This is a genomic window from Rathayibacter sp. AY1D1, from assembly GCF_002932635.1.
Lineage (GTDB): Bacteria > Actinomycetota > Actinomycetes > Actinomycetales > Microbacteriaceae > Rathayibacter.
The window spans coordinates 131,748-150,478 of record NZ_PSVY01000003.1; the positions used below are offsets into that span (position 1 = coordinate 131,748).

Below are 18,731 nucleotides of genomic sequence, written 5' to 3' on the forward strand. Positions count from 1 at the left end.
GACCGGCGCGACCGGCCTGATCCACCGCCGTCGAGGAGGAGCCCGATGAAGTCCGAGCACGAGTACGCGGTGTCCGTCGTCTGGGAGGGCGACCGGGGCACCGGCACGAGCGGCTACCGCGAGTACGGGCGCCAGCTGACCGTCACGGCGGAGGGCCCGGCGCCCATCCTCGCCTCGGCCGACACGCCCTTCCGGGGCGACGCCGACCGCTGGAACCCGGAGCAGCTGCTCCTCGCGGCGCTCGCGCAGTGCCACCTCCTCTCCTACCTGCACGTGGCGGTCAAGAACGGAGTCGTCGTCACCGGCTACACGGACGACGCGGTGGGCTCGATGCTGCAGGAGGGGGAGAGCGGCCGCTTCACCTCGGTGACCCTCCGGCCCCGCGTCACTGTCGCCGAGGAGTCGATGGTGGCGATCGCCCAGACGCTGCACGCCGAGGCCTCCCGGCTCTGCTTCATCGCCAACTCCGTGAACTTCCCCGTCGCCCACGAGCCGGAGGCGTCCGCGCGCTGAGGCTCAGCGGCGCTCGTGCGGGAGCGCCCGGCGGATGCGCTCGACCGTGGTCGTCGGCGGCGACTCGTTGTACGCACCGGCGAGCTCCTGCCCGGAGAGCGCGTGGACGGCCGCCATCACCTCGTCGGTGGCGTGGCGTCGGGCGCGGCCGGAGTCGGCGGAGCCGTGCCGCGAGAGGTCCAGCGGAGCCCCGAAGCGGACCGTGATCCGGTGCAGGCGCGGCACCCTCGTGCCCACCGGCTGGAGCTCCTGCGTGCCGATCATGCCGACGGGGACCACCGGCGCGCCCGTGGTGAGGGCGAGCCATGCCACTCCGGTGCGGCCCTTGTAGAGGCGCCCGTCGCGGGAGCGGGTGCCCTCGGGGTAGACGGCGAACGCCTCGTCCCGCTCGAGGATCGCCCGGCCGAGGTCCAGCGCCTCCTGAGCGGCCTGGCCGGCGCCGCGCTCGACCGCGACGGCTCCGACGCTCGTGAAGAACGCGCGCGAGAGGGCGCCCCGCACGCCGGTCCCCGTGAAGTAGTCCGACTTGGCCAGGAACTGCACCGGCCGCGGGGCGAGCAGCGTCAGCACCGGGGAGTCGATGAACGAGAGGTGGTTGGCCGCCAGGATCACGCGTCCCTCGGCCGGGACGTTGTCGCGCCCCTCCACGATCGGCCGGTAGACCAGCCGGCCGACGCCACCGATGGACAGGCGCGCCAGACGCGCGGAGAGGCCGATCCCCGGGGGAGTCGGCCTCTCGTGGTCGTCGTCGATCCGCATTCCGACGAAGCTACCGGGGCGTCCATGCCGCTCCGGTCATGCGGCGGATCAGCCGAACTGGGCGAGCGCCTCCTCGATGACCGTCGCGGCGTCGTCGATGAGCTCCTCGCTGATGACCACGCTCGGCATGATCCGCAGCACGCTGTCCCAGCTGCCCGCGTCGAGGACGATCACGCCGTTCGTGGTGGCGTGCTTCAGGATCGCGGTGAGCGCCTCCGGGTACTGCTTCTTCGTGCCCGGGTGGACGAGCTCGACGCCCCACATCGCGCCCTTGCCGCGGACCTCGCCCACGACCGCGAAGCGCTCGGCCCAGTCGCCGATCCGCGCCTGCAGCAGGCGCTCGACCCGCTGCGCCTCCTCCAGCAGGCCCTCGGACTCGATCGCCTCGAACGTCGCGAGCGCCGCGGCGGTGGAGACGGGGTTGCCGCCGAACGTGCCGCCGATGCCGCCGGGCTGCACGGCGTCCATGATCTCGGCGCGGCCGGTGACGGCGGCGAGCGGGAAGCCGCCGGCGATGCCCTTGGCCGTCGTGATGAGGTCCGGGACCACGCCGTGGTGCTCGATGGAGTACCAGGTGCCGGTGCGGGCGATGCCGGCCTGGATCTCGTCCGCGACGAAGACGATGCCGTTCTCGGTGCAGAACTCGGACAGGCGGCGGAAGTAGCCCGGCGCCGGGATGATGATGCCGCCGTCGCCCTGGATCGGCTCGACGAAGAGCGCGGCCAGCTCCTGCGCGCCGATGTGGGTGGTGATGTAGTCGATGGTGCGCTCGGCCGCCTCCTCGCCCGTCATGCCCTCGGGGTCGCGGAACGGGTAGCTGATCGGGAGGCTGTAGATCTCTCCCGGGAAGGGGCCCATGCCCGCGCGCTCCGGCCAGGGGCGGTAGGTCATCGCCATCGTGAGGTTGGTGCGGCCGTGGAAGGCGTGGTCGAGCGTCGCGATGGCGCGGCGGCCGGTGAACTTCCGCGCGATCTTGACGGCGTTCTCGACCGCCTCCGCGCCGGAGTTCACCAGGATCGAGTGCTTCTCGAAGTCCCCGGGGGTGATCCCGGCGAGCTTCTCGGCGACCCGGACGTAGTTCTCGTACGGAGTGACGGTGAAGAGGGTGTGCGTCAGCTTCTCGGCCTGCGCGGCGGCCGCCGCGGCGACCGCGGGGTGCGCGTGGCCGATGGTGGTCACTCCGATGCCGCAGCCGAGGTCGATCAGGCGGTTGCCGTCGACGTCGACCAGGACCGCGCCCGACGCGTGGTCCATGTAGATGTTCGCGAGCGTCCCGGCGCCGCGGGAGACGCTGGCGACGCGGCGCTCCTGGAGGGCGACGGAGCGCGGGCCGGGGAGCTCGGTGACGAGCTCTCGGGACTGGGGGACCGAGAATTCACGCATGCCCCGATGGTAGGCCTGGGACCGTTCGAGGACCCGCACCCAGCGCGTTGCGAGGCGCGCCGTGCAGGATGGAGGCGATCCCCGAACGTCCACCGGCCGCCGCCGGTCACGAAAGGTGCCCCTGTGCGCAGAACCCTCGCGATCCTCGCCGTCCTCGGCGCCTCCCTGAGCCTGGCGGCCTGCACCCCCGGGGAGCCGGATGCAGCGCCGTCCGCCTCCGCCACCCCGCTCGGCTGCGCGACCGAGGGCGAGGCGACCGCCGCGGTGCAGACCAGCGGCGACTTCGCCACCAAGCCGGTCACCGTGTTCCCCAGCCCGGTCAGCGTGGACGCCACCGAGCGCTCCGTCGCGATCGAGGGCACCGGCGAGGAGGTCGCCGAGGGCGACACCGTGCTGGTCGACTACACGCTCTACAACGGGACGAGCGGTGCCGAGTTCTCGGCGAGCAGCTACGCGTCCGGTGGCCGCGCGGCCTTCGAGGTCGACACCGACCAGTACCTCGCCGGCCTCGTGAAGGCCGTCAACTGCGCGACCGTCGGCTCGCGCGTCGTCGCCGTCGTTCCCCCGGCCGACGCGTTCGGCGACGCCGGGCAGAGCCAGTTCGGCATCGCCGCGACCGACTCGATCGTCATGGTGATCGACGTCGAGCAGATCGTGCCGACCGCCGCCGACGGCGAGCCGCAGCCCCCGGTCGACGGCCTGCCGACGGTGGCGCTCGCCGAGGACGGGGCGCCCACCGTCACCATCCCCTCGACCGACCCGCCCGCCGACCTGCAGCTCGCCGTCCTCAAGAAGGGGAGCGGCGCGACCGTGGCCGACGGCGACCAGCTGATCGTGCAGTACCAGGGCGTGGTCTGGGGCACCGGCGAGGTGTTCGACCAGAGCTGGGGGAAGCCCGCTCCCGCCGCCTTCGGCACCGGCGACGTGATCGAGGGCTTCAAGGAGGCCGTGGTCGGCCAGACCGTCGGCTCGCAGGTGCTGGTCACCATCCCGCCGTCGAAGGGCTACGGCGACCAGGGCAACCAGAACGCGGGGATCAGCGGGACCGACACCCTCGTCTTCGTGGTCGACATCCTCGCCATCAGCTGACCGGGAGGCGCTGGGCGCTCCGTGCCAGGATGGGCGGATGCGCAGGGTCATCATCCTCGGCTCGACCGGGTCCATCGGCACGCAGGCTCTCGACGTCATCGGCGCGAACCGCGAGCGGTTCGAGGTCGTCGGCCTCGCCGCCGGCTCGAACCGGGCGGCGGTCGCCGAGCAGGCGTCCGCGTTCGGCGTCGAGCACACGGCGTTCGGCGCGGAGGAGGCCGAGCAGCTGATCCGCTCGGTCGATGCGGACGTCGTGCTGAACGGGATCACCGGCTCGGTGGGGCTCGGCCCGACGCTCGCGGCGCTCAAGGAGGGCAGGACGCTCGCCCTCGCCAACAAGGAGTCGCTGATCGTCGGCGGCGAGCTCGTCACCTCGCTCGCCGGTCCCGGCCAGATCGTGCCGGTCGACTCCGAGCACTCCGCGATCGCCCAGGCCCTCCTCGCGGGCGAGCACCGCGAGGTCCGCCGCCTCGTGCTGACCGCGTCCGGCGGGCCGTTCCGGGGACGCGACCGCGCCTCCCTCCGCGACGTCACCCCGGCGCAGGCGCTCGCGCACCCGACCTGGGACATGGGCCTGGTCGTCACGACCAACTCCTCCACCCTGGTCAACAAGGGGCTCGAGGTGATCGAGGCGCACCTGCTCTTCGACGTCCCCTACGACCGGATCGACGTCACCGTGCACCCGCAGTCGGTGATCCACTCGATGGTCGAGTACGTCGACGGCTCGACGATCGCCCAGGCCTCGCCGCCGGACATGCGGCTCCCGATCTCGCTCGGCCTCGACTGGCCGCACCGCGTCGCCGGGGTCGGCGTCCCGCTCGACTGGACCCGCTCCCACTCCTGGACGTTCGAGCCGCTGGACGAGGAGGCGTTCCCCTCGGTCCGGCTCGCGAAGCGCGTCGGGGAGGCGGGCGCCTCCTACCCGGCCGTGTTCAACGCGGCGAACGAGCAGGCCGTGCAGGCGTTCCACGCCGGGCGGATCGGCTACCTCGACATCCTCGAGACGGTGGAGGCGGTGGTCGACGCGCACAGCGTCGACGGCACGCTGACCCGCGAGTCGCTGGCCGCGGCGGAGGAGTGGGCGCGCCGCACGGCGGACGAGCGGATCGCCGGAGTCTGACCAGGGGTCATCCGGACGGGCTCCGTCTCCGCGGATCCGTGTCGGCGGACGTCGCGCCGCTGATCCGCTCGGCCGCGGAGTTCATCGGATCCGTGCAGGCGCACCCCAGCGTGGACGGGCGGGCCCGGCCTACAGTGTGTCGGTGGAATCCGTGCTGCTCTTCGTCCTCGGCGTCGTCATCATCGCCGTCGGCGTCGCCCTCTCCATCGCCCTGCACGAGGTCGGGCACCTCCTCCCCGCCAAGCTGTTCGGGGTCAAGGTCACGCAGTACATGATCGGGTTCGGGCCGACCCTCTTCTCCCGGCGACGCGGCGAGACGGAGTACGGCGTCAAGGCGATCCCGCTCGGCGGCTACATCGCCATGATCGGCATGTACCCGCCGAAGCACCCGGGGGACCGGCCCACGGAGTCGAGCACAGGCTTCTTCAACGGCCTGGCGTCCTCCGAGGCCCAGCTCGAGGAGCCCCGGCGCGGCGCCTACGCCACGATGATCGACGAGGCCCGTGCCGCCAGCGCGGAGACGATCGGCGACGGCGAGGACCATCGCGCGTTCTACCGGCTCCCCGTGTGGAAGCGCGTGGTCGTCATGGCCGGCGGCCCCTTCATGAACCTCGTGATCGCCACGGTCCTCTTCACCGTCCTCCTCTGCGGCATCGGGATCCCGCAGAGCACCAGCACCCTCGCCGCGGTCTCGCAGTGCGTGGTCCCGGAGTCGCAGCGCGCGACCGCGACCTGCACCGCCGACGACCCGCTGGCACCCGGAGCCGCGGTCGGCCTGCTGCCGGGCGACACGATCACGGCGATCGACGGCACTCCGGTGAGCACCTGGAACGACCTGACCCCGATCATCCAGCGCTCCGCGGGCGTCCCGCTCAGCGTGTCCGTCCAGCGCGACGGCGCCCCGCTGACCCTCACGATCACCCCCGCCGAGAACGAGGTCGCGGTGACCGACGCGAACGGCGCCCCCGTCACCGACGCCTCCGGTGCGATCGAGACGCAGACGGTCGGCTTCATCGGCATCTCGCCCACGTCGGCCCTCGCGCAGCAGCCGGTCACCGCGGTGCCCGAGACGGTCTGGTCGAACATCACCAGCGTCGCCCATGTGATCCTCAACCTGCCGCAGCGCCTCATCGACGTCGCCCAGGCGGCGTTCGGCTCGGAGGCGCGCGACGCCAACGGCCCGATCAGCGTCGTCGGAGTGGGCCGGATCGCGGGCGAGATCGCCGCCTCCGACCAGCTCCCCGTCGTGTCGAAGGTGCAGACGATGGTCGGCGTCCTCGCCTCGCTCAACGTCGCCCTCCTCGTCTTCAACCTGGTGCCGCTGCTCCCCATGGACGGCGGCCACATCGCCGGTGCCCTCTGGGAGGGCCTGCGCCGCCGGATCGCCAAGCTCTTCGGACGCCGCGACCCCGGCCCCGTCGACATCGCCCGCCTGCTCCCGCTCACCTACGTCGTCGTCCTCGTCCTCGGCGGCATGAGCGCCCTCCTCATCTACGCCGACATCGTCAAGCCGATCACGCTGTTCTGAGTTGGATTCCACGCCGGGCCTCGCCCGGCGTGGCGCGGTCGGCTTCTCGGGGTGGGGGCGTGGGTGGAGCGGGGTGCGGACGGCTGGGGCGAAACGCTGGGATGCGATTCACCCGTTCGCCTCGGGGCTGCGACCGTCTGAGGTGAATCGCTGGGACGGGATCGGCGGTTCGGCTCGGGAGCGAGGCGACCGCGGATCGTCGTGCGGTCTCGGGCTGAGAGCAGGTGCGGTGGACGGGTTCCGAGGCGCGCAGGAGGGGCGGCGGCTGGGAAGGTGCGGCGAGCGGACGAGGGGTAGCGCGGCGCGCGTACGATGGGGCGCGTGCCAGCAGTGAATCTGGGTCTTCCCAAGGTCCCCATGACCCTCGCCCCCCGCCGCAAGTCCCGCCAGATCAAGGTGGGCAAGGTGCTCGTGGGCGGTGACGCGCAGGTCAGCGTCCAGTCGATGTGCACCACACCGACGACGAACATCAACGCGACCCTCCAGCAGATCGCCGAGCTCACCGCGTCCGGCTGCGACATCGTCCGCGTCGCGGTGCCGAGCCGCGACGACGCGGAGGCGCTGCCGATCATCGCCAAGAAGAGCCAGATCCCGGTCATCGCCGACATCCACTTCCAGCCCAACTACGTCTACGCCGCGATCGACGCCGGCTGTGCCGCGGTCCGCGTGAACCCCGGCAACATCCGCAAGTTCGACGACCAGGTCGGCAAGATCGCCGCCGCCGCGAAGGCCGCCGGCGTCTCGATCCGCATCGGCGTCAACGCCGGCTCGCTCGAGCCGAGCATCCTGCAGAAGTACGGCAAGCCCACCCCCGAGGCCCTCGTCGAGAGCGCCGTCTGGGAGGCCAGCCTCTTCGAGGAGCACGACTTCCACGACTTCAAGATCTCGGTCAAGCACAACGACCCCGTCGTCATGGTGAAGGCCTACCGCCAGCTCGCCGAGCGCGGCGACTGGCCCCTCCACCTCGGCGTCACCGAGGCCGGCCCCGAGTTCCAGGGGACCATCAAGTCCGCCACCGCCTTCGGCATCCTCCTCGGCGAGGGCATCGGCGACACCATCCGTGTGTCCCTCTCGGCCCCGCCCGCGCAGGAGGTCAAGGTCGGCCTGCAGATCCTCCAGTCGCTGAACCTCCGCGAGCGCAAGCTCGAGATCGTCTCCTGCCCCAGCTGCGGCCGCGCGCAGGTCGACGTCTACACGCTCGCCAACGACGTCACCGCCGGCCTCGAGGGCATGAGCGTCCCGCTGCGCGTCGCCGTCATGGGCTGCGTCGTCAACGGACCCGGCGAGGCCCGCGAGGCCGACCTGGGCGTCGCCTCCGGCAACGGCAAGGGCCAGATCTTCGTCAAGGGCGAGGTCATCAAGACCGTCCCCGAGGCCGAGATCGTCCAGACCCTCATCGAGGAGGCCAACCGCCTGGCCGCCGAGATGCCGGCCGACGACACCTCGACCGGAGCCCCGGTCGTCACCGTCGGCGCGAATTGACGGCGCGGGGCGGATCGACGTGGTCCGCCCCGCACTGCGCCTCGCGCTCGTGGTCGTCGCCGCCGCGCTCCTCGCCTCCGGTGTCGCCGCGCTCCGCAGCGGCCCGTCCTCCGAGGCCGGCGAGTGCATCGACAGCCGCAGCCCGCAGGACCCCTTCGGCTGCGACCGCTGGGTGCTGACCGCGGCCGAGGGGGAGACCCCGTACACGGCCTGGGTCGAGGACGCCCGCGTCCGCCTCCGCTCCGAGAGCATCGGGGGTGCGCCGACCCTGGTCGTCGGCACGGGCTGCCTCGTGGTCAGCGCCGCCTACCGGATCGACGACGGCGTGCTGATCCCCGGCGACGAGGTGACCGGATCCGACACCTGCTCCGACACGCCGAGCCCCGAGGCCATCCGGCTCCGGGCGCTCCTCTCCGGCCCGATGACGATCGGCGGCACCCCCGACGACGTGCTGCTGGACGGCACGGGCGGAGCGGTCGTCTTCTCGCGGATCCCCGACTGAGGCTCCCGGCGCCCTCGCGAGCCGGGGGAGCGCAGCGGATAGGATCGTCCCTCGTGGTCACCCGTCTCTCGCATCTGTTCGTCCGCACGCTCCGGGAGGATCCCGCCGACGCCGAGGTCGCGGGCCACCGCCTCCTCGTCCGCGCGGGCTACATCCGCCGTCAGGCGCCCGGCGTCTTCGCCTGGCTGCCGCTGGGACTGCGCGTCAAGCGCCGCATCGAGCGGATCATCCACGAGGAGATGGAGGCCGCCGGCGCCCAGGAGGTGCACTTCCCCGCGCTCCTGCCCCGCGAGCCCTACGAGCTCTCGGGCCGCTGGACCGAGTACGGCGACGGCGTGTTCCGCCTGAAGGACCGCAAGGACGCCGACTACATGCTGGCTCCCACGCACGAGGAGTTCTTCACGCTGCTCGTGAAGGACCTCTACTCCTCCTACAAGGACCTGCCCCTGTCGATCTATCAGATCCAGGACAAGTACCGGGACGAGGCGCGGCCCCGCGCGGGCCTCCTGCGCGGCCGCGAGTTCACGATGAAGGACGCGTACTCCTTCGACTACACCGACGCCGGCCTCGACGCGAGCTACCAGCGCCAGCGCGACGCCTACGAGCGGATCTTCGCCCGTCTGGGCCTGGAGTACGTGATCGTGCAGGCCGACGCCGGAGCGATGGGCGGCTCCCGGAGCGAGGAGTTCCTGCACCCCACCCCCGTCGGCGAGGACACCTTCGTCCGGTCGGCGGGAGGGTACGCGGCGAACGTCGAGGCGTACCGCACGCCCGTCCCCGCGGTGCTGCCCGTCGAGGGCCTGCCCGAGGCGCGCGTCTTCGACTCGCCCGACACCCCGACCATCCAGACCCTGGTCGACCTGGCGAACGCGACGCAGCCCCGCCCCGACGGCCGCGCCTGGACCGCCGCCGACACCCTGAAGAACGTCGTCCTCGCGCTCACCGCGCTCGACGGCACCCGCGAGCTCGTGATCGTCGGCCTGCCCGGCGACCGCGACGTCGACCTCAAGCGCGCCGAAGTGGCGTTCGCCCCGGCCGAGGTCGAGGCCGCCACGGCGGAGGACTTCGCGAAGCACCCCGGACTGGTCAAGGGCTACATCGGACCCTGGTCGGCCGAGGGAGCCGTCCTGGGCGAGGAGTCGGCGACCGGCGTCCGCTACCTGCTCGACCCGCGCGTGGTCGACGGCACCGCCTGGATCACCGGGGCCAACGTCTCCGGGCAGCACGTCCTCGACCTGGTCGCCGGCCGCGACTTCCACGGCGACGCCACCGTCGAGGTCGCGGACGTCCGCACCGGCGACGAGGCGCCCGACGGCTCGGGCCCGATCGAGACCGCCCGCGGCATGGAGATCGGCCACGTCTTCCAGCTCGGCCGCAAGTACGCCGACGTCCTCGGGCTGAAGGTGCTCGACGAGAACGGGAAGCTCGTCACCGTCACGATGGGCTCCTACGGCATCGGCGTGACCCGCATCCTCGCCATCATCGCCGAGGCCACCCACGACGACCGAGGACTGCTCTGGCCCGCGAACGTCGCGCCGTTCGACGTGCACGTCATCGCGACCGGCAAGGACGCGGCGGCTCTCGAGCTCGCCGAGTCGATCGGCGTCTCCCTCGAGGCCGCCGGCCGCGACGTGCTGATCGACGACCGCCCGAAGGTCTCGCCCGGCGTCAAGTTCGGCGACGCCGAGCTGATCGGGGTGCCCGTGATCGTCATCGCAGGCCGAGGAGCGGCCGACGGGATCGTCGAGCTGTGGGACCGCCGGTCCGGCGAGCGCGAGCAGCTCCCGGTCGCCGAGGCGCTCGCCCGGCTGGGCGCCTAGACCCGACACGCCGAGGGCCCCGCCACCGCTTCCCGCGGCAGGCGGGGCCCTCCGTGCCTCGGCAGGAACCGCGGGTGGAACCCCGGGCCGCGTCGGGTACCCTTGAGGGCTGATCCGGGTGAGAGCCCGGCAGGCGAACGACCGCGGTCACCACCGCGGCATCCAAGTGAATAGAGAGAAAGGCCCGCCCGTGGACATCGACCTGAGCGTTCTGCGACTCATGGAGCGCGAGCGCGAGATCCCCTTCGAGGAACTCGTGCAGATCATCGAGCAGGCGATCCTGACCGCCTACCTCAAGCACATCGGCCAGGCCGACGACGCCGACAAGGCCACCGCCGTCGACGCGCGCGTGCACCTCGACCGCAAGACCGGTCACGTCTCGGTCTTCGTGCCCGAGCTCGACGAGGAGGGCGCCGTCGTGGGCGAGGCCGAGGACTCCCCGCGCGACTTCGGCCGCATCGCCGCCTTCGCCGCGAAGCAGGTCATCAACCAGCGCCTGCGCGACATCGCCGACGAGCACGTGCTCGGCGAGTTCAAGGGCCGCGAGGGCGACATCGTCGCCGGCGTCATCCAGCAGGGCCCCAATCCGCGGATGATCCACGTCGACCTCGGCTCCATCGAGGCGATCCTCTCGCCCGAGGAGCAGGTGCCCGGCGAGGACTACAGCCACGGACGCCGCATCCGCGTCTACGTCACGAGCGTCGGCCGCGGACCCAAGGGCCCGTCGGTCCAGGTGTCCCGCACCCACCCGTCGCTGGTGCGCAAGCTGTTCGCCCTCGAGGTCCCCGAGATCGCGTCCGGCGTGGTGGAGATCGTCTCCCTCGCCCGCGAGGCCGGCCACCGCACCAAGATCGCGGTGCGCGCGACCGAGCCCGGCGTGAACGCCAAGGGCGCCTGCATCGGCGAGCTCGGCCAGCGCGTGCGCGCGGTGACCGCCGAGCTCAACAACGAGAAGATCGACATCGTCGACTACTCCTCCGACCTGCCGACCTTCGTCGCCAGCGCGCTCTCGCCCGCCAAGGTGACCAGCGCGTTCGTGATCGACCAGAGCCTCAAGGCCGTCCGCGCGCTCGTCCCCGACTACCAGCTCTCGCTCGCCATCGGCAAGGAGGGCCAGAACGCCCGCCTCGCCGCCAAGCTGACCGGCGCGAAGATCGACATCCAGCCCGATTCGGTGATGGACGGGGAGTGATCCCCGAGCATCGGCCGTGCGGGGGAGCGGTCCCGGAGGGGAGGGAGTAGAGTGGAAGCCGTCAGAACGTGCGTCGGCTGCCGTCTGCGCGCCCCCCGGGCCTCTCTTCTGAGGCTGGTCCTCCACTCGAACGTCCTCGCGGTAGACCCGCGTGCCGTCCGTCCTGGTCGGGGAGCGTGGCTCCACGACACAGCCGACTGCTACGAGCTCGCGGTCAAGCGCCGCGCGTTCGGAAGAGCGTTCCGGACACGCGAGAGCGTGGACGCGAGCGAGCTGGAGCAGTACATCGCACGATCCGACCGGCTCGGCCCCTCGACCGGAGGGGCCGGAGCAGCGCACGATCACACCATAGAGAACAGGCAGAACGGCCCGTGAACTGATCATGAGCGAAGACTGATGAGCGGCTCGAAATGAGACCCGTCCGTTCGTGACGCCTGCCCCCGTCTTGGGTGCAGGCCCAAGACAGGAGAGAAGTGGCAAAACCACGCGTACACGAGATCGCATCCGAACTGGGTGTCGATAGCAAGGTCGCACTTGCGAAGTTGAAGGAGCTCGGCGAGTTCGTCAAGGGCCCGTCCTCGAGCATCGAACCCCCGGTGGCGCGCAAGCTCCGCCAGGCCCTCCAGGGCCAGGGCGGTTCCTCCGCGGGAGCGTCGGCGACCCCGACCGCCCCCGCCGCCGGCGCCCGTCCCGGGGCCCCGCGTCCCTCCGGCGTGCGTCCGTCGGCGCCCACGCCCGGACCGGCCAAGCCGCCCGCTCCGGCGCCGGCACCGCCGATGTCGGTCGCCGAGCGCCAGGCCCAGGCTCAGGCCGCCCAGGAGGCCGCGGCCGCTCAGCGCGCTCAGGCAGCCAAGGACGCGCCCGCCGAGGCCGCCGCTCCGGCTCCGACCGAGGCCCCCGCGGCTCCGGCCGCCGCCGAGAAGCCGGCGTCCGGCGCGACCCCCGGCGGACCCAAGCCCGTGACCCCGCGTCCGGCTCCCGCCGCGAACACCCCGCGCCCCGGCGGCGCCTCGGGCGGCTCCAACCGCCCCGGCGGCACCCCGCGCCCGGGCAACAACCCGTTCGCCAGCAACCAGGGCATGGGACAGCGTCCCGCCGCCCCGCGCCCCGGCAACAACCCCTTCGCCAGCTCGCAGGGCATGGGATCGCGTCCGACCCCGGGCAACATCCCCCGCCCGGCTGCTCCGCGCCCCGGCGCGCCCCGACCCGGCGGACCCGGCATGGGCCAGCGCCCCGCCGGCTTCGGCCAGCGTCCCGGCGGACCCGGCGGCGGAGCAGGACGTCCCGGCGGTGCCGGTCGTCCGGCCGGCGGCGGCTTCCAGCGCCCCGGCGGCGCTCCCGGTGCCGGTGGCGGCTTCGCCCCGCGTCCCGGTGGCGGCGGCGGTCGCGGTCGCGGCCCCGGCGGTGGAACCGCAGGAGCCTTCGGTCGCGGCGGCGGCAAGAGCAAGGCCCGGAAGTCCAAGCGCACGAAGCGTCAGGAGTTCGAGCTCAGGGAGGCCCCGTCGCTCGGCGGCGTCAGCGTCCCCCGCGGCGACGGCAGGACGGTCATCCGTCTGCGCCGCGGCGCGTCGATCTCGGACTTCGCCGACAAGATCGAGGCCATGACCGGCGTGCCGGTGCCCCCCGGCAACCTGGTCACCGTCCTCTTCGCCCTCGGCGAGATGGCGACGGCGACCGAGTCGCTCGACGAGGCCACCTTCGAGGTGCTCGGCTCCGAGCTCGGCTTCAAGATCCAGGTCGTCTCGCCCGAGGACGAGGACAAGGAGCTCCTCGAGGGCTTCGGTCTCGACCTCGAGCAGGAGCTCGACGACGAGACGGACGAGGACCTCGAGATCCGTCCGCCGGTCGTCACCGTCATGGGTCACGTCGACCACGGAAAGACGCGCCTGCTCGACGCGATCCGCAACGCCAACGTCGTCGCCGGCGAGGCGGGCGGCATCACGCAGCACATCGGTGCGTACCAGGTCGTCGCGGAGCACGAGGGCATCGAGCGCCCGATCACCTTCATCGACACCCCGGGTCACGAGGCGTTCACCGCCATGCGAGCCCGCGGTGCCCAGGTCACGGACATCGCGATCCTCGTGGTCGCGGCGGACGACGGCATCATGCCGCAGACCATCGAGGCGCTGAACCACGCCCAGGCGGCCAACGTGCCGATCGTGGTCGCGGTGAACAAGGTGGACAAGCCCGACGCCAACCCGGCCAAGGTGCGCCAGCAGCTCACCGAGTTCGGGCTCGTCGCCGAGGAGTACGGCGGAGACGTCATGTTCGTCGACGTGTCGGCTCGCGCGGGCACCGGCATCCAGGACCTCCTGGACGCCGTGCTGCTCACCGCGGACGCCGGTCTCGACCTGCGCGCCAACCCCAACAAGGAGGCGCGCGGAGTCGCGATCGAGGCGAAGCTCGACAAGGGACGCGGTGCGGTCGCGACCGTGCTCATCCAGTCGGGAACGCTGCGCGTCGGAGACGCGATCGTCGCCGGAACGGCCTACGGCCGCGTCCGTGCGATGGCGGACGAGAACGGCAACGCCGTCCTCGAAGCCGTGCCGTCGCGTCCGGTGCAGGTGCAGGGACTCTCGTCCGTGCCCCGCGCCGGCGACACCTTCCTCGTCACCGAGGAGGACCGCACGGCCCGTCAGATCGCCGAGAAGCGCGAAGCCGCTCAGCGCAACGCCCTGCTGGCCAAGGCCCGCAAGCGCATCTCGCTCGAGGACTTCACCCGTGCTCTCGAGGAGGGCAAGGTCGAGTCGCTCAACCTCATCATCAAGGGCGACGTGTCCGGTGCCGTCGAGGCGCTGGAGGAGTCGCTCGTCAAGATCGAGGTCGACGACTCGGTGCAGCTGCGCATCATCCACCGCGGTGTCGGTGCGATCACGGAGTCGGACGTCAACCTCGCGACGATCGACAACGCGATCATCGTGGGCTTCAACGTCCGCCCCGACCCGAAGGCCCGCGAGCGCGCTGCTCGAGAAGGAGTGGACATCCGCTTCTACTCGGTCATCTACAACGCGATCGAAGAGGTCGAGAACTCGCTCACGGGCATGCTCAAGCCCGAGTTCGAGGAGGTCCAGTCCGGTGTCGCCGAGATCCGCGAGGTGTTCCGCTCCTCCAAGTTCGGCAACATCGCGGGTGTCATCGTCCGCTCCGGCACGATCACCCGCAACTCGAAGGCGCGCGTCATCCGTGACGGCGTCGTGGTCGGGGACAACCTGGCAATCGAGTCGCTGCGTCGCTTCAAGGACGACGTCACGGAGGTCCGTACGGACTACGAGGCCGGTATCGGTCTCGGAAAGTACAACGACATCCAGATCGGCGACGAGATCGAGACGATCGAGATGAAGGAGAAGCCGCGAGGCTGATCCGCTCCACTGGAAGGCCCGGGTCCGCCCGGGCCTTCCGGCGTCTCACGGCGCTGTTCGTGCGGGATCGGGAGGGGACTCTTGTCCTCTCGCGCCCTGCGGGAGGAATCGGGGGCCGCCCGTGTCCCGAAGGTGCGGACCCTCCAGAGGGCGCTTCCGCACCTCCGGGCGTGGAAGGCCGTCGAAGATCAGGCGCTCCCGTCTCGGTGGGTGCGCCCGCTGAGCGAGCAGCTCGTGAGCAGCGAGCCTGCGGGCGATGTCCGGCTCCCGATCCAGCACCTGAGCCTTCCCTCCCCACCCGGTCCCCGAGGATCAGGGAGCCGCGAGAAGGCACCCCACCCGCGCCGTCGATGACGCGCGGTCGAGGGGCATCACGCCCCAGAAGCAAGGCCCCCTCAAACGCGACCGGTCATCCGGGCGGAGAGTGGTTGAATGGCGAGCTGAACGGTTCGCCGAGAGAGATGTGAGGACCAGCCATGGCAGATCCGGCCCGGGCGAGGAAGCTCGCCGAACGTATCCAGGTGATCGTCGCGAAGCGGCTCGAGCGCGGTCTCCGCGACCCGCGCCTCGGCTTCGTCACCATCACCGATGTCCAGGTGACCGGCGACCTGCAGCACGCCTCGGTGTTCTACACGGTCTACGGCACCGATGAGGAGCGCGCCGATTCGGCCGCGGCTCTCAAGGCCGCCACCGGCATGCTCCGCACCGAGGTGGGCAGGAACATCACGTCCCGGCTCACGCCGTCGCTCGAGTTCATCCTCGACGCGGTGCCCGAGAACGCGAAGCACATCGAGGACCTGCTCGCCGCCGCGCGCAGCCAGGACTCGCAGGTGCAGTCGCTCGCCGCTCAGGCGGACTACGCCGGCGAGGCCGACCCCTATGTGAAGCCCCGCGAGGACGACGAGGACTAGGCGCCGAGCCCGAACACCGCGGAGCCCGTGGCGACGTCGACCGATTCCAGGACGACGACGACACGGGCTCCCGGCTCGAGCGGGGCCGGGAGGTCGACGGTGATCTCCGGGTCGAGCAGCTGGACCGAGGAGCGGGTGCGCGCCGAGGAGACGACGATCCCGCTGAAGGAGGCTCCTTCGCGGCCGCGGAGGACGGCGGCCTCGACGATCGCGGTCGCCGCACGGGAGGCGGCTCCGGCCCGGCGGTCGCTCGCGGCGAGGAGCGGCGGGAGCAGGGGCAGCGCCTCGCGCAGCTGCGACGGGATCGTTCCGCCCCGGGACACCGCGAGGCAGACGGCGAGGCCGAACCGGTCGACCAGGCGCCGCAGGGGCGCGGTGACGTGCGCGTACGGCGCGGCGAGAGCCGCCTGCGCGGGATGCTCCGGCGGGGCGCCGTCGAAGGCGGTGTAGCCGGCGCCGCGGAACAGGGTCGCCGCGGCGTACATGATGGCGAGCTGGGCGGGGTCGTCGGTGTCGAGGCGGCGCAGGTAGGCGCCGTAGGCCTCCTCCTCGGGCCACGGGACGCCGAGCGCCGCGGCTCGGGAGCGGAAGGCCGCGACGGTGGCGGGGTCGGCCTCGGGCATGGTCCGGAGGATGCCCACCCCCGCGTCGAGCATCATCGTCGCCGCCGCCATACCGGTCAGCAGCGAGACCTGGGCGTTCCAGCCCTCGACGGCCAGGGGAGCGCGGCGCTCGACCCGGTAGCCGCCGTCGACGGCGACGATCTCCTCCTCGGGCAGCGTCAGGCTCGCTCCTCCACGCTCGGCCTCGCGCGCCAGGCGCTCGCGTCCGAACCAGGGGAGCAGGGCGAGGGAGGGGTGCGGGTCGCCCGCGTCGACGCTGCGCTGCACGCCCTCGTAGTCGAGCCGGGCCACGCTGCGGACGAGCGCCCGCTCGAGGTGCACCGAGCGCGGCTCCGCCCGCTCGTCGAGGGTCAGCGTCCAGACCAGCGCTCGGCGCGTCTCGTCCGGCAGGAGCGACGCGGTCCCCTCGGAGAGGACCGCGGGGTGCAGCGGGACGCGGCCGTCCGGGAGGTAGTAGGTCTGGCCGCGGCGGCGCGTCTCGGCGTCGAGCGCTCCGCCGGTGCGGACGACCGCGGGCACGTCCGCGATGGCGTAGCGGAGGACGACGCCCTCCGACGTGCGCTCCAGGTGGAGGGCCTGGTCCAGGTCGAGCGAGCCGGGCGGGTCGATCGTCACGAAGGGGAGGTCCGTCCGGTCGACGCGGTCCTCGTCGTCCGCTCCGGCGTCCGCGTGCTCGGCCTCGGCCAGCGCGGCCGGCGGGAACGGGCCGGGCAGGTCGTTCTCGACGCGGACCGCGGCGAGGGCGCGCTGGACGTCCAGGGCGAGGTCGACGTCGAGGGCGCGCTCGACGGCGGCGTCGGGGCGGGGGAGGCGGAGGCGGCGACCGGTCACGGCGCCGACCCTACCCGCCTCCTCCGACGCGGACGGCGGTCGACGGGCCCTCAGGAGCCGGGGAGGAGGTAGCCGTCCTCCGGGCCGCCCGTCGCCAGGCCGTCGGCGAGGAGCCCGGCCAGGGCGCGACCGCGCTGGTCGGCGTCCGGCCAGAGAGACTCCACCTCGGCCGCGGTGACCGGGCCGTGCGCGGCGCGCAGCTCGGCGAGGATGAGGCCGCGGACCTGGCGGTCCGAGCCCTCGAACCGCTTCTGCTTCGCCTTCACGGGCCCGGTGTGCTCGGGGTACCCCTCCGCCCGCCAGCGGCAGAGGTCGCGGATCGGGCACTCGTCGCAGCGCGGAGCGCGGGCGGTGCAGACGATCGCCCCCAGCTCCATCGCGCCCGCGTTGAAGGCCGCCGCCTCGGAGAGCGACTCGGGCAGCAGCGCCGACATCGCGGCGAGGTCGGCCCTCGCGCGGGGCGGGCCGGGCTCCGCCGCTCCGTCGACCGCGCGCGCGAGGACCCGGCGGACGTTGGTGTCGACCACGGGGTGCCGCCTCCCGTAGGCGAACACGGCGATGGCGCGGGCGGTGTAGTCGCCGATGCCGGGCAGCGCGAGGAGGGTCTCGACGTCGTCGGGGACCACGTCGCCGTGCTCCTCGGCGATCGCCACGGCACAGGCGTGCAGGCGCAGGGCCCGCCGCGGATAGCCCAGGGACTGCCAGGCGCGCACCGCCTCGCCGGGAGGGACGGCGGCGAGAGCGGAGGGTGTCGGCCAGCGCTCCAGCCACTCCGCCAGACGCGGGACGACGCGGACCACCGGGGTCTGCTGCAGCATGAACTCGCTGACGAGCGTGCCCCAGGCGGGGAAGCCCTCGCGGCGCCACGGCAGGTCGCGGGCGCTCGTGCGGAACCAGGCGGTGATCGCGTCGGCGAGAGGGTCGGAGGGCATCAGCCCACACTAGGCGGCGGCGCGTATCGTGGGCGGATGACCAGGTGGGCTCCGCAGAAGGCCGATGTGCTCGACGCTCTCGCGGCGGAGGTGCTGCACAACTACGGGCGCGGACGGGTCAAGGTCGGGATCGACGGCGACGACCCCGCGGTGAGCGCGGCGTTCGCGCTCGACCTCGCGGCGGCGCTCCGCCGGGCCGGCAAGGACGCGATCGTCGCGCACCTCGCCGACTTCCGACGTCCCCGCGCCGATCGGGACGACCCCGCCGTGCCCGACGAGCAGCGCTCCTACGCGGCCGGGTACGACTACGAGCTCCTGCGCCGCGTGCTGCTCGATCCGTTCACCCTCGGCGGCAGCACCGGGTTCGTGCTCGCGGGCTTCGACGCGGTGCGCGACGAGGCGCGGCAGGCGCGCTGGCGGACCGCCGGCCGCGACGCGGTGCTGCTCGTCGACGGCGAGTTCGCCCTCCGGCCGGAGCTGCGCGGCGCGTGGAGCACCAGCATCCGCCTCGACACGCAGGAGCCGCCGGTGGACGCGGCGTACCGCGCCACGACGGATCCGCGCCGGCTGGCGGGGATCCTCGTCGACATCCGCGATCCGGAGCAGCCCCGGCGCCTCTTCGCCGACTCCTGCTGAGCCTCGGGACGGAGGCCGCCGCCGCGGGCGGCGTCCGTCCGACAGGGCCGC

At 72.6% G+C, this 18,731-nt stretch carries 16 protein-coding genes; 12 read left to right on the forward strand and 4 right to left on the reverse strand.

All coding sequences use genetic code 11. The annotated features are described in order from the left end of the window. The first annotated feature begins 45 nt into the window (after positions 1–45). Positions 46–513: an OsmC family protein gene (locus C5C56_RS03580; protein WP_104223041.1), complete on the forward strand. Its 468-nt coding sequence runs from the start codon at positions 46–48 to the stop codon at positions 511–513. 3 nt (positions 514–516) lie between these two features. On the opposite strand, the gene C5C56_RS03585 is transcribed toward C5C56_RS03580, so the two are convergent. Both C5C56_RS03585 and C5C56_RS03590 read right to left on the reverse strand, forming a co-directional pair. Continuing rightward, positions 517–1,272 (reverse strand): 1-acyl-sn-glycerol-3-phosphate acyltransferase, encoded by a 756-nt coding sequence (locus C5C56_RS03585; protein ID WP_104223042.1) that lies wholly within the window; start codon positions 1,270–1,272, stop codon positions 517–519. 48 nt (positions 1,273–1,320) lie between these two features. Then, complete coding sequence (locus tag C5C56_RS03590) at positions 1,321–2,655, reverse strand: aminotransferase class III-fold pyridoxal phosphate-dependent enzyme (protein ID WP_104319117.1); 1,335 nt, start codon at positions 2,653–2,655, stop codon at positions 1,321–1,323. Positions 2,656–2,778: 123 nt separating this feature from the next. Between C5C56_RS03590 and C5C56_RS03595 the strand changes: the two genes are divergently transcribed. The 10 genes from C5C56_RS03595 to rbfA all read left to right on the forward strand — a co-directional run bounded on the left by C5C56_RS03595 (position 2,779) and on the right by rbfA (position 15,658). Then, positions 2,779–3,744 (forward strand): FKBP-type peptidyl-prolyl cis-trans isomerase, encoded by a 966-nt coding sequence (locus C5C56_RS03595; RefSeq protein WP_159939270.1) that lies wholly within the window; start codon positions 2,779–2,781, stop codon positions 3,742–3,744. A gap of 37 nt (positions 3,745–3,781) precedes the next feature. Beyond that, positions 3,782–4,864: a 1-deoxy-D-xylulose-5-phosphate reductoisomerase gene (gene dxr / locus C5C56_RS03600; protein ID WP_104319118.1), complete on the forward strand. Its 1,083-nt coding sequence runs from the start codon at positions 3,782–3,784 to the stop codon at positions 4,862–4,864. A gap of 142 nt (positions 4,865–5,006) precedes the next feature. Further along, on the forward strand, positions 5,007–6,392 hold the full coding sequence (locus C5C56_RS03605; protein WP_258065558.1) for an RIP metalloprotease: 1,386 nt from the start codon (positions 5,007–5,009) through the stop codon (positions 6,390–6,392). Positions 6,393–6,713: 321 nt separating this feature from the next. Then, positions 6,714–7,874, forward strand: a complete 1,161-nt coding sequence (ispG, locus tag C5C56_RS03610; RefSeq protein WP_173244694.1) for a flavodoxin-dependent (E)-4-hydroxy-3-methylbut-2-enyl-diphosphate synthase — start codon at positions 6,714–6,716, stop codon at positions 7,872–7,874. A gap of 19 nt (positions 7,875–7,893) precedes the next feature. Continuing rightward, entirely contained in the window at positions 7,894–8,376 is a 483-nt protein-coding gene (locus tag C5C56_RS03615; protein WP_104268491.1) for a hypothetical protein, read from the forward strand. A gap of 53 nt (positions 8,377–8,429) precedes the next feature. After that, positions 8,430–10,196, forward strand: coding sequence for a proline--tRNA ligase (locus C5C56_RS03620; protein WP_104319120.1), 1,767 nt, complete (start codon positions 8,430–8,432; stop codon positions 10,194–10,196). Between the two features lie 190 nt (positions 10,197–10,386). Then, positions 10,387–11,388, forward strand: coding sequence for a transcription termination factor NusA (gene nusA, locus C5C56_RS03625; RefSeq protein ID WP_104225180.1), 1,002 nt, complete (start codon positions 10,387–10,389; stop codon positions 11,386–11,388). Between the two features lie 51 nt (positions 11,389–11,439). Beyond that, positions 11,440–11,763 carry a YlxR family protein gene (locus C5C56_RS03630; protein ID WP_104225593.1) on the forward strand — a complete coding sequence of 108 codons (324 nt, stop codon included), beginning with the start codon at positions 11,440–11,442 and terminating at the stop codon, positions 11,761–11,763. 98 nt (positions 11,764–11,861) lie between these two features. After that, positions 11,862–14,747: a translation initiation factor IF-2 gene (gene infB / locus C5C56_RS03635; protein WP_104319121.1), complete on the forward strand. Its 2,886-nt coding sequence runs from the start codon at positions 11,862–11,864 to the stop codon at positions 14,745–14,747. A 476-nt stretch (positions 14,748–15,223) separates the two neighbouring features. Further along, complete coding sequence (gene rbfA / locus C5C56_RS03640) at positions 15,224–15,658, forward strand: 30S ribosome-binding factor RbfA (RefSeq protein WP_104223052.1); 435 nt, start codon at positions 15,224–15,226, stop codon at positions 15,656–15,658. On the opposite strand, the gene C5C56_RS03645 is transcribed toward rbfA, so the two are convergent. Together C5C56_RS03645 and C5C56_RS03650 are read right to left on the reverse strand one after the other, a co-directional pair. Continuing rightward, on the reverse strand, positions 15,655–17,112 hold the full coding sequence (locus C5C56_RS03645; RefSeq protein ID WP_258065559.1) for a ribonuclease catalytic domain-containing protein: 1,458 nt from the start codon (positions 17,110–17,112) through the stop codon (positions 15,655–15,657). The two genes, rbfA and C5C56_RS03645, sit on opposite strands and share 4 nt — an antisense overlap. A gap of 50 nt (positions 17,113–17,162) precedes the next feature. Continuing rightward, positions 17,163–18,044, reverse strand: a complete 882-nt coding sequence (locus C5C56_RS03650) for an A/G-specific adenine glycosylase (protein WP_104225596.1) — start codon at positions 18,042–18,044, stop codon at positions 17,163–17,165. A gap of 36 nt (positions 18,045–18,080) precedes the next feature. On the opposite strand from C5C56_RS03650, the gene C5C56_RS03655 reads away from it, so the two are divergent. Beyond that, complete coding sequence (locus C5C56_RS03655; protein WP_146085184.1) at positions 18,081–18,680, forward strand: hypothetical protein; 600 nt, start codon at positions 18,081–18,083, stop codon at positions 18,678–18,680. Positions 18,681–18,731: the final 51 nt, after the last annotated feature.

Coding starts and splice junctions, on each gene's coding strand:
- dxr (WP_104319118.1), top strand. CDS start 3,782: ATGCGCAGGGTCATCATCCTCGGCTCGACCGGGTCCATCGGCACGCAG.
- C5C56_RS03585 (WP_104223042.1), bottom strand. CDS start 1,272: ATGCGGATCGACGACGACCACGAGAGGCCGACTCCCCCGGGGATCGGC.
- rbfA (WP_104223052.1), top strand. CDS start 15,224: ATGGCAGATCCGGCCCGGGCGAGGAAGCTCGCCGAACGTATCCAGGTG.
- C5C56_RS03580 (WP_104223041.1), top strand. CDS start 46: ATGAAGTCCGAGCACGAGTACGCGGTGTCCGTCGTCTGGGAGGGCGAC.
- C5C56_RS03655 (WP_146085184.1), top strand. CDS start 18,081: ATGACCAGGTGGGCTCCGCAGAAGGCCGATGTGCTCGACGCTCTCGCG.
- C5C56_RS03650 (WP_104225596.1), bottom strand. CDS start 18,044: ATGCCCTCCGACCCTCTCGCCGACGCGATCACCGCCTGGTTCCGCACG.
- C5C56_RS03590 (WP_104319117.1), bottom strand. CDS start 2,655: ATGCGTGAATTCTCGGTCCCCCAGTCCCGAGAGCTCGTCACCGAGCTC.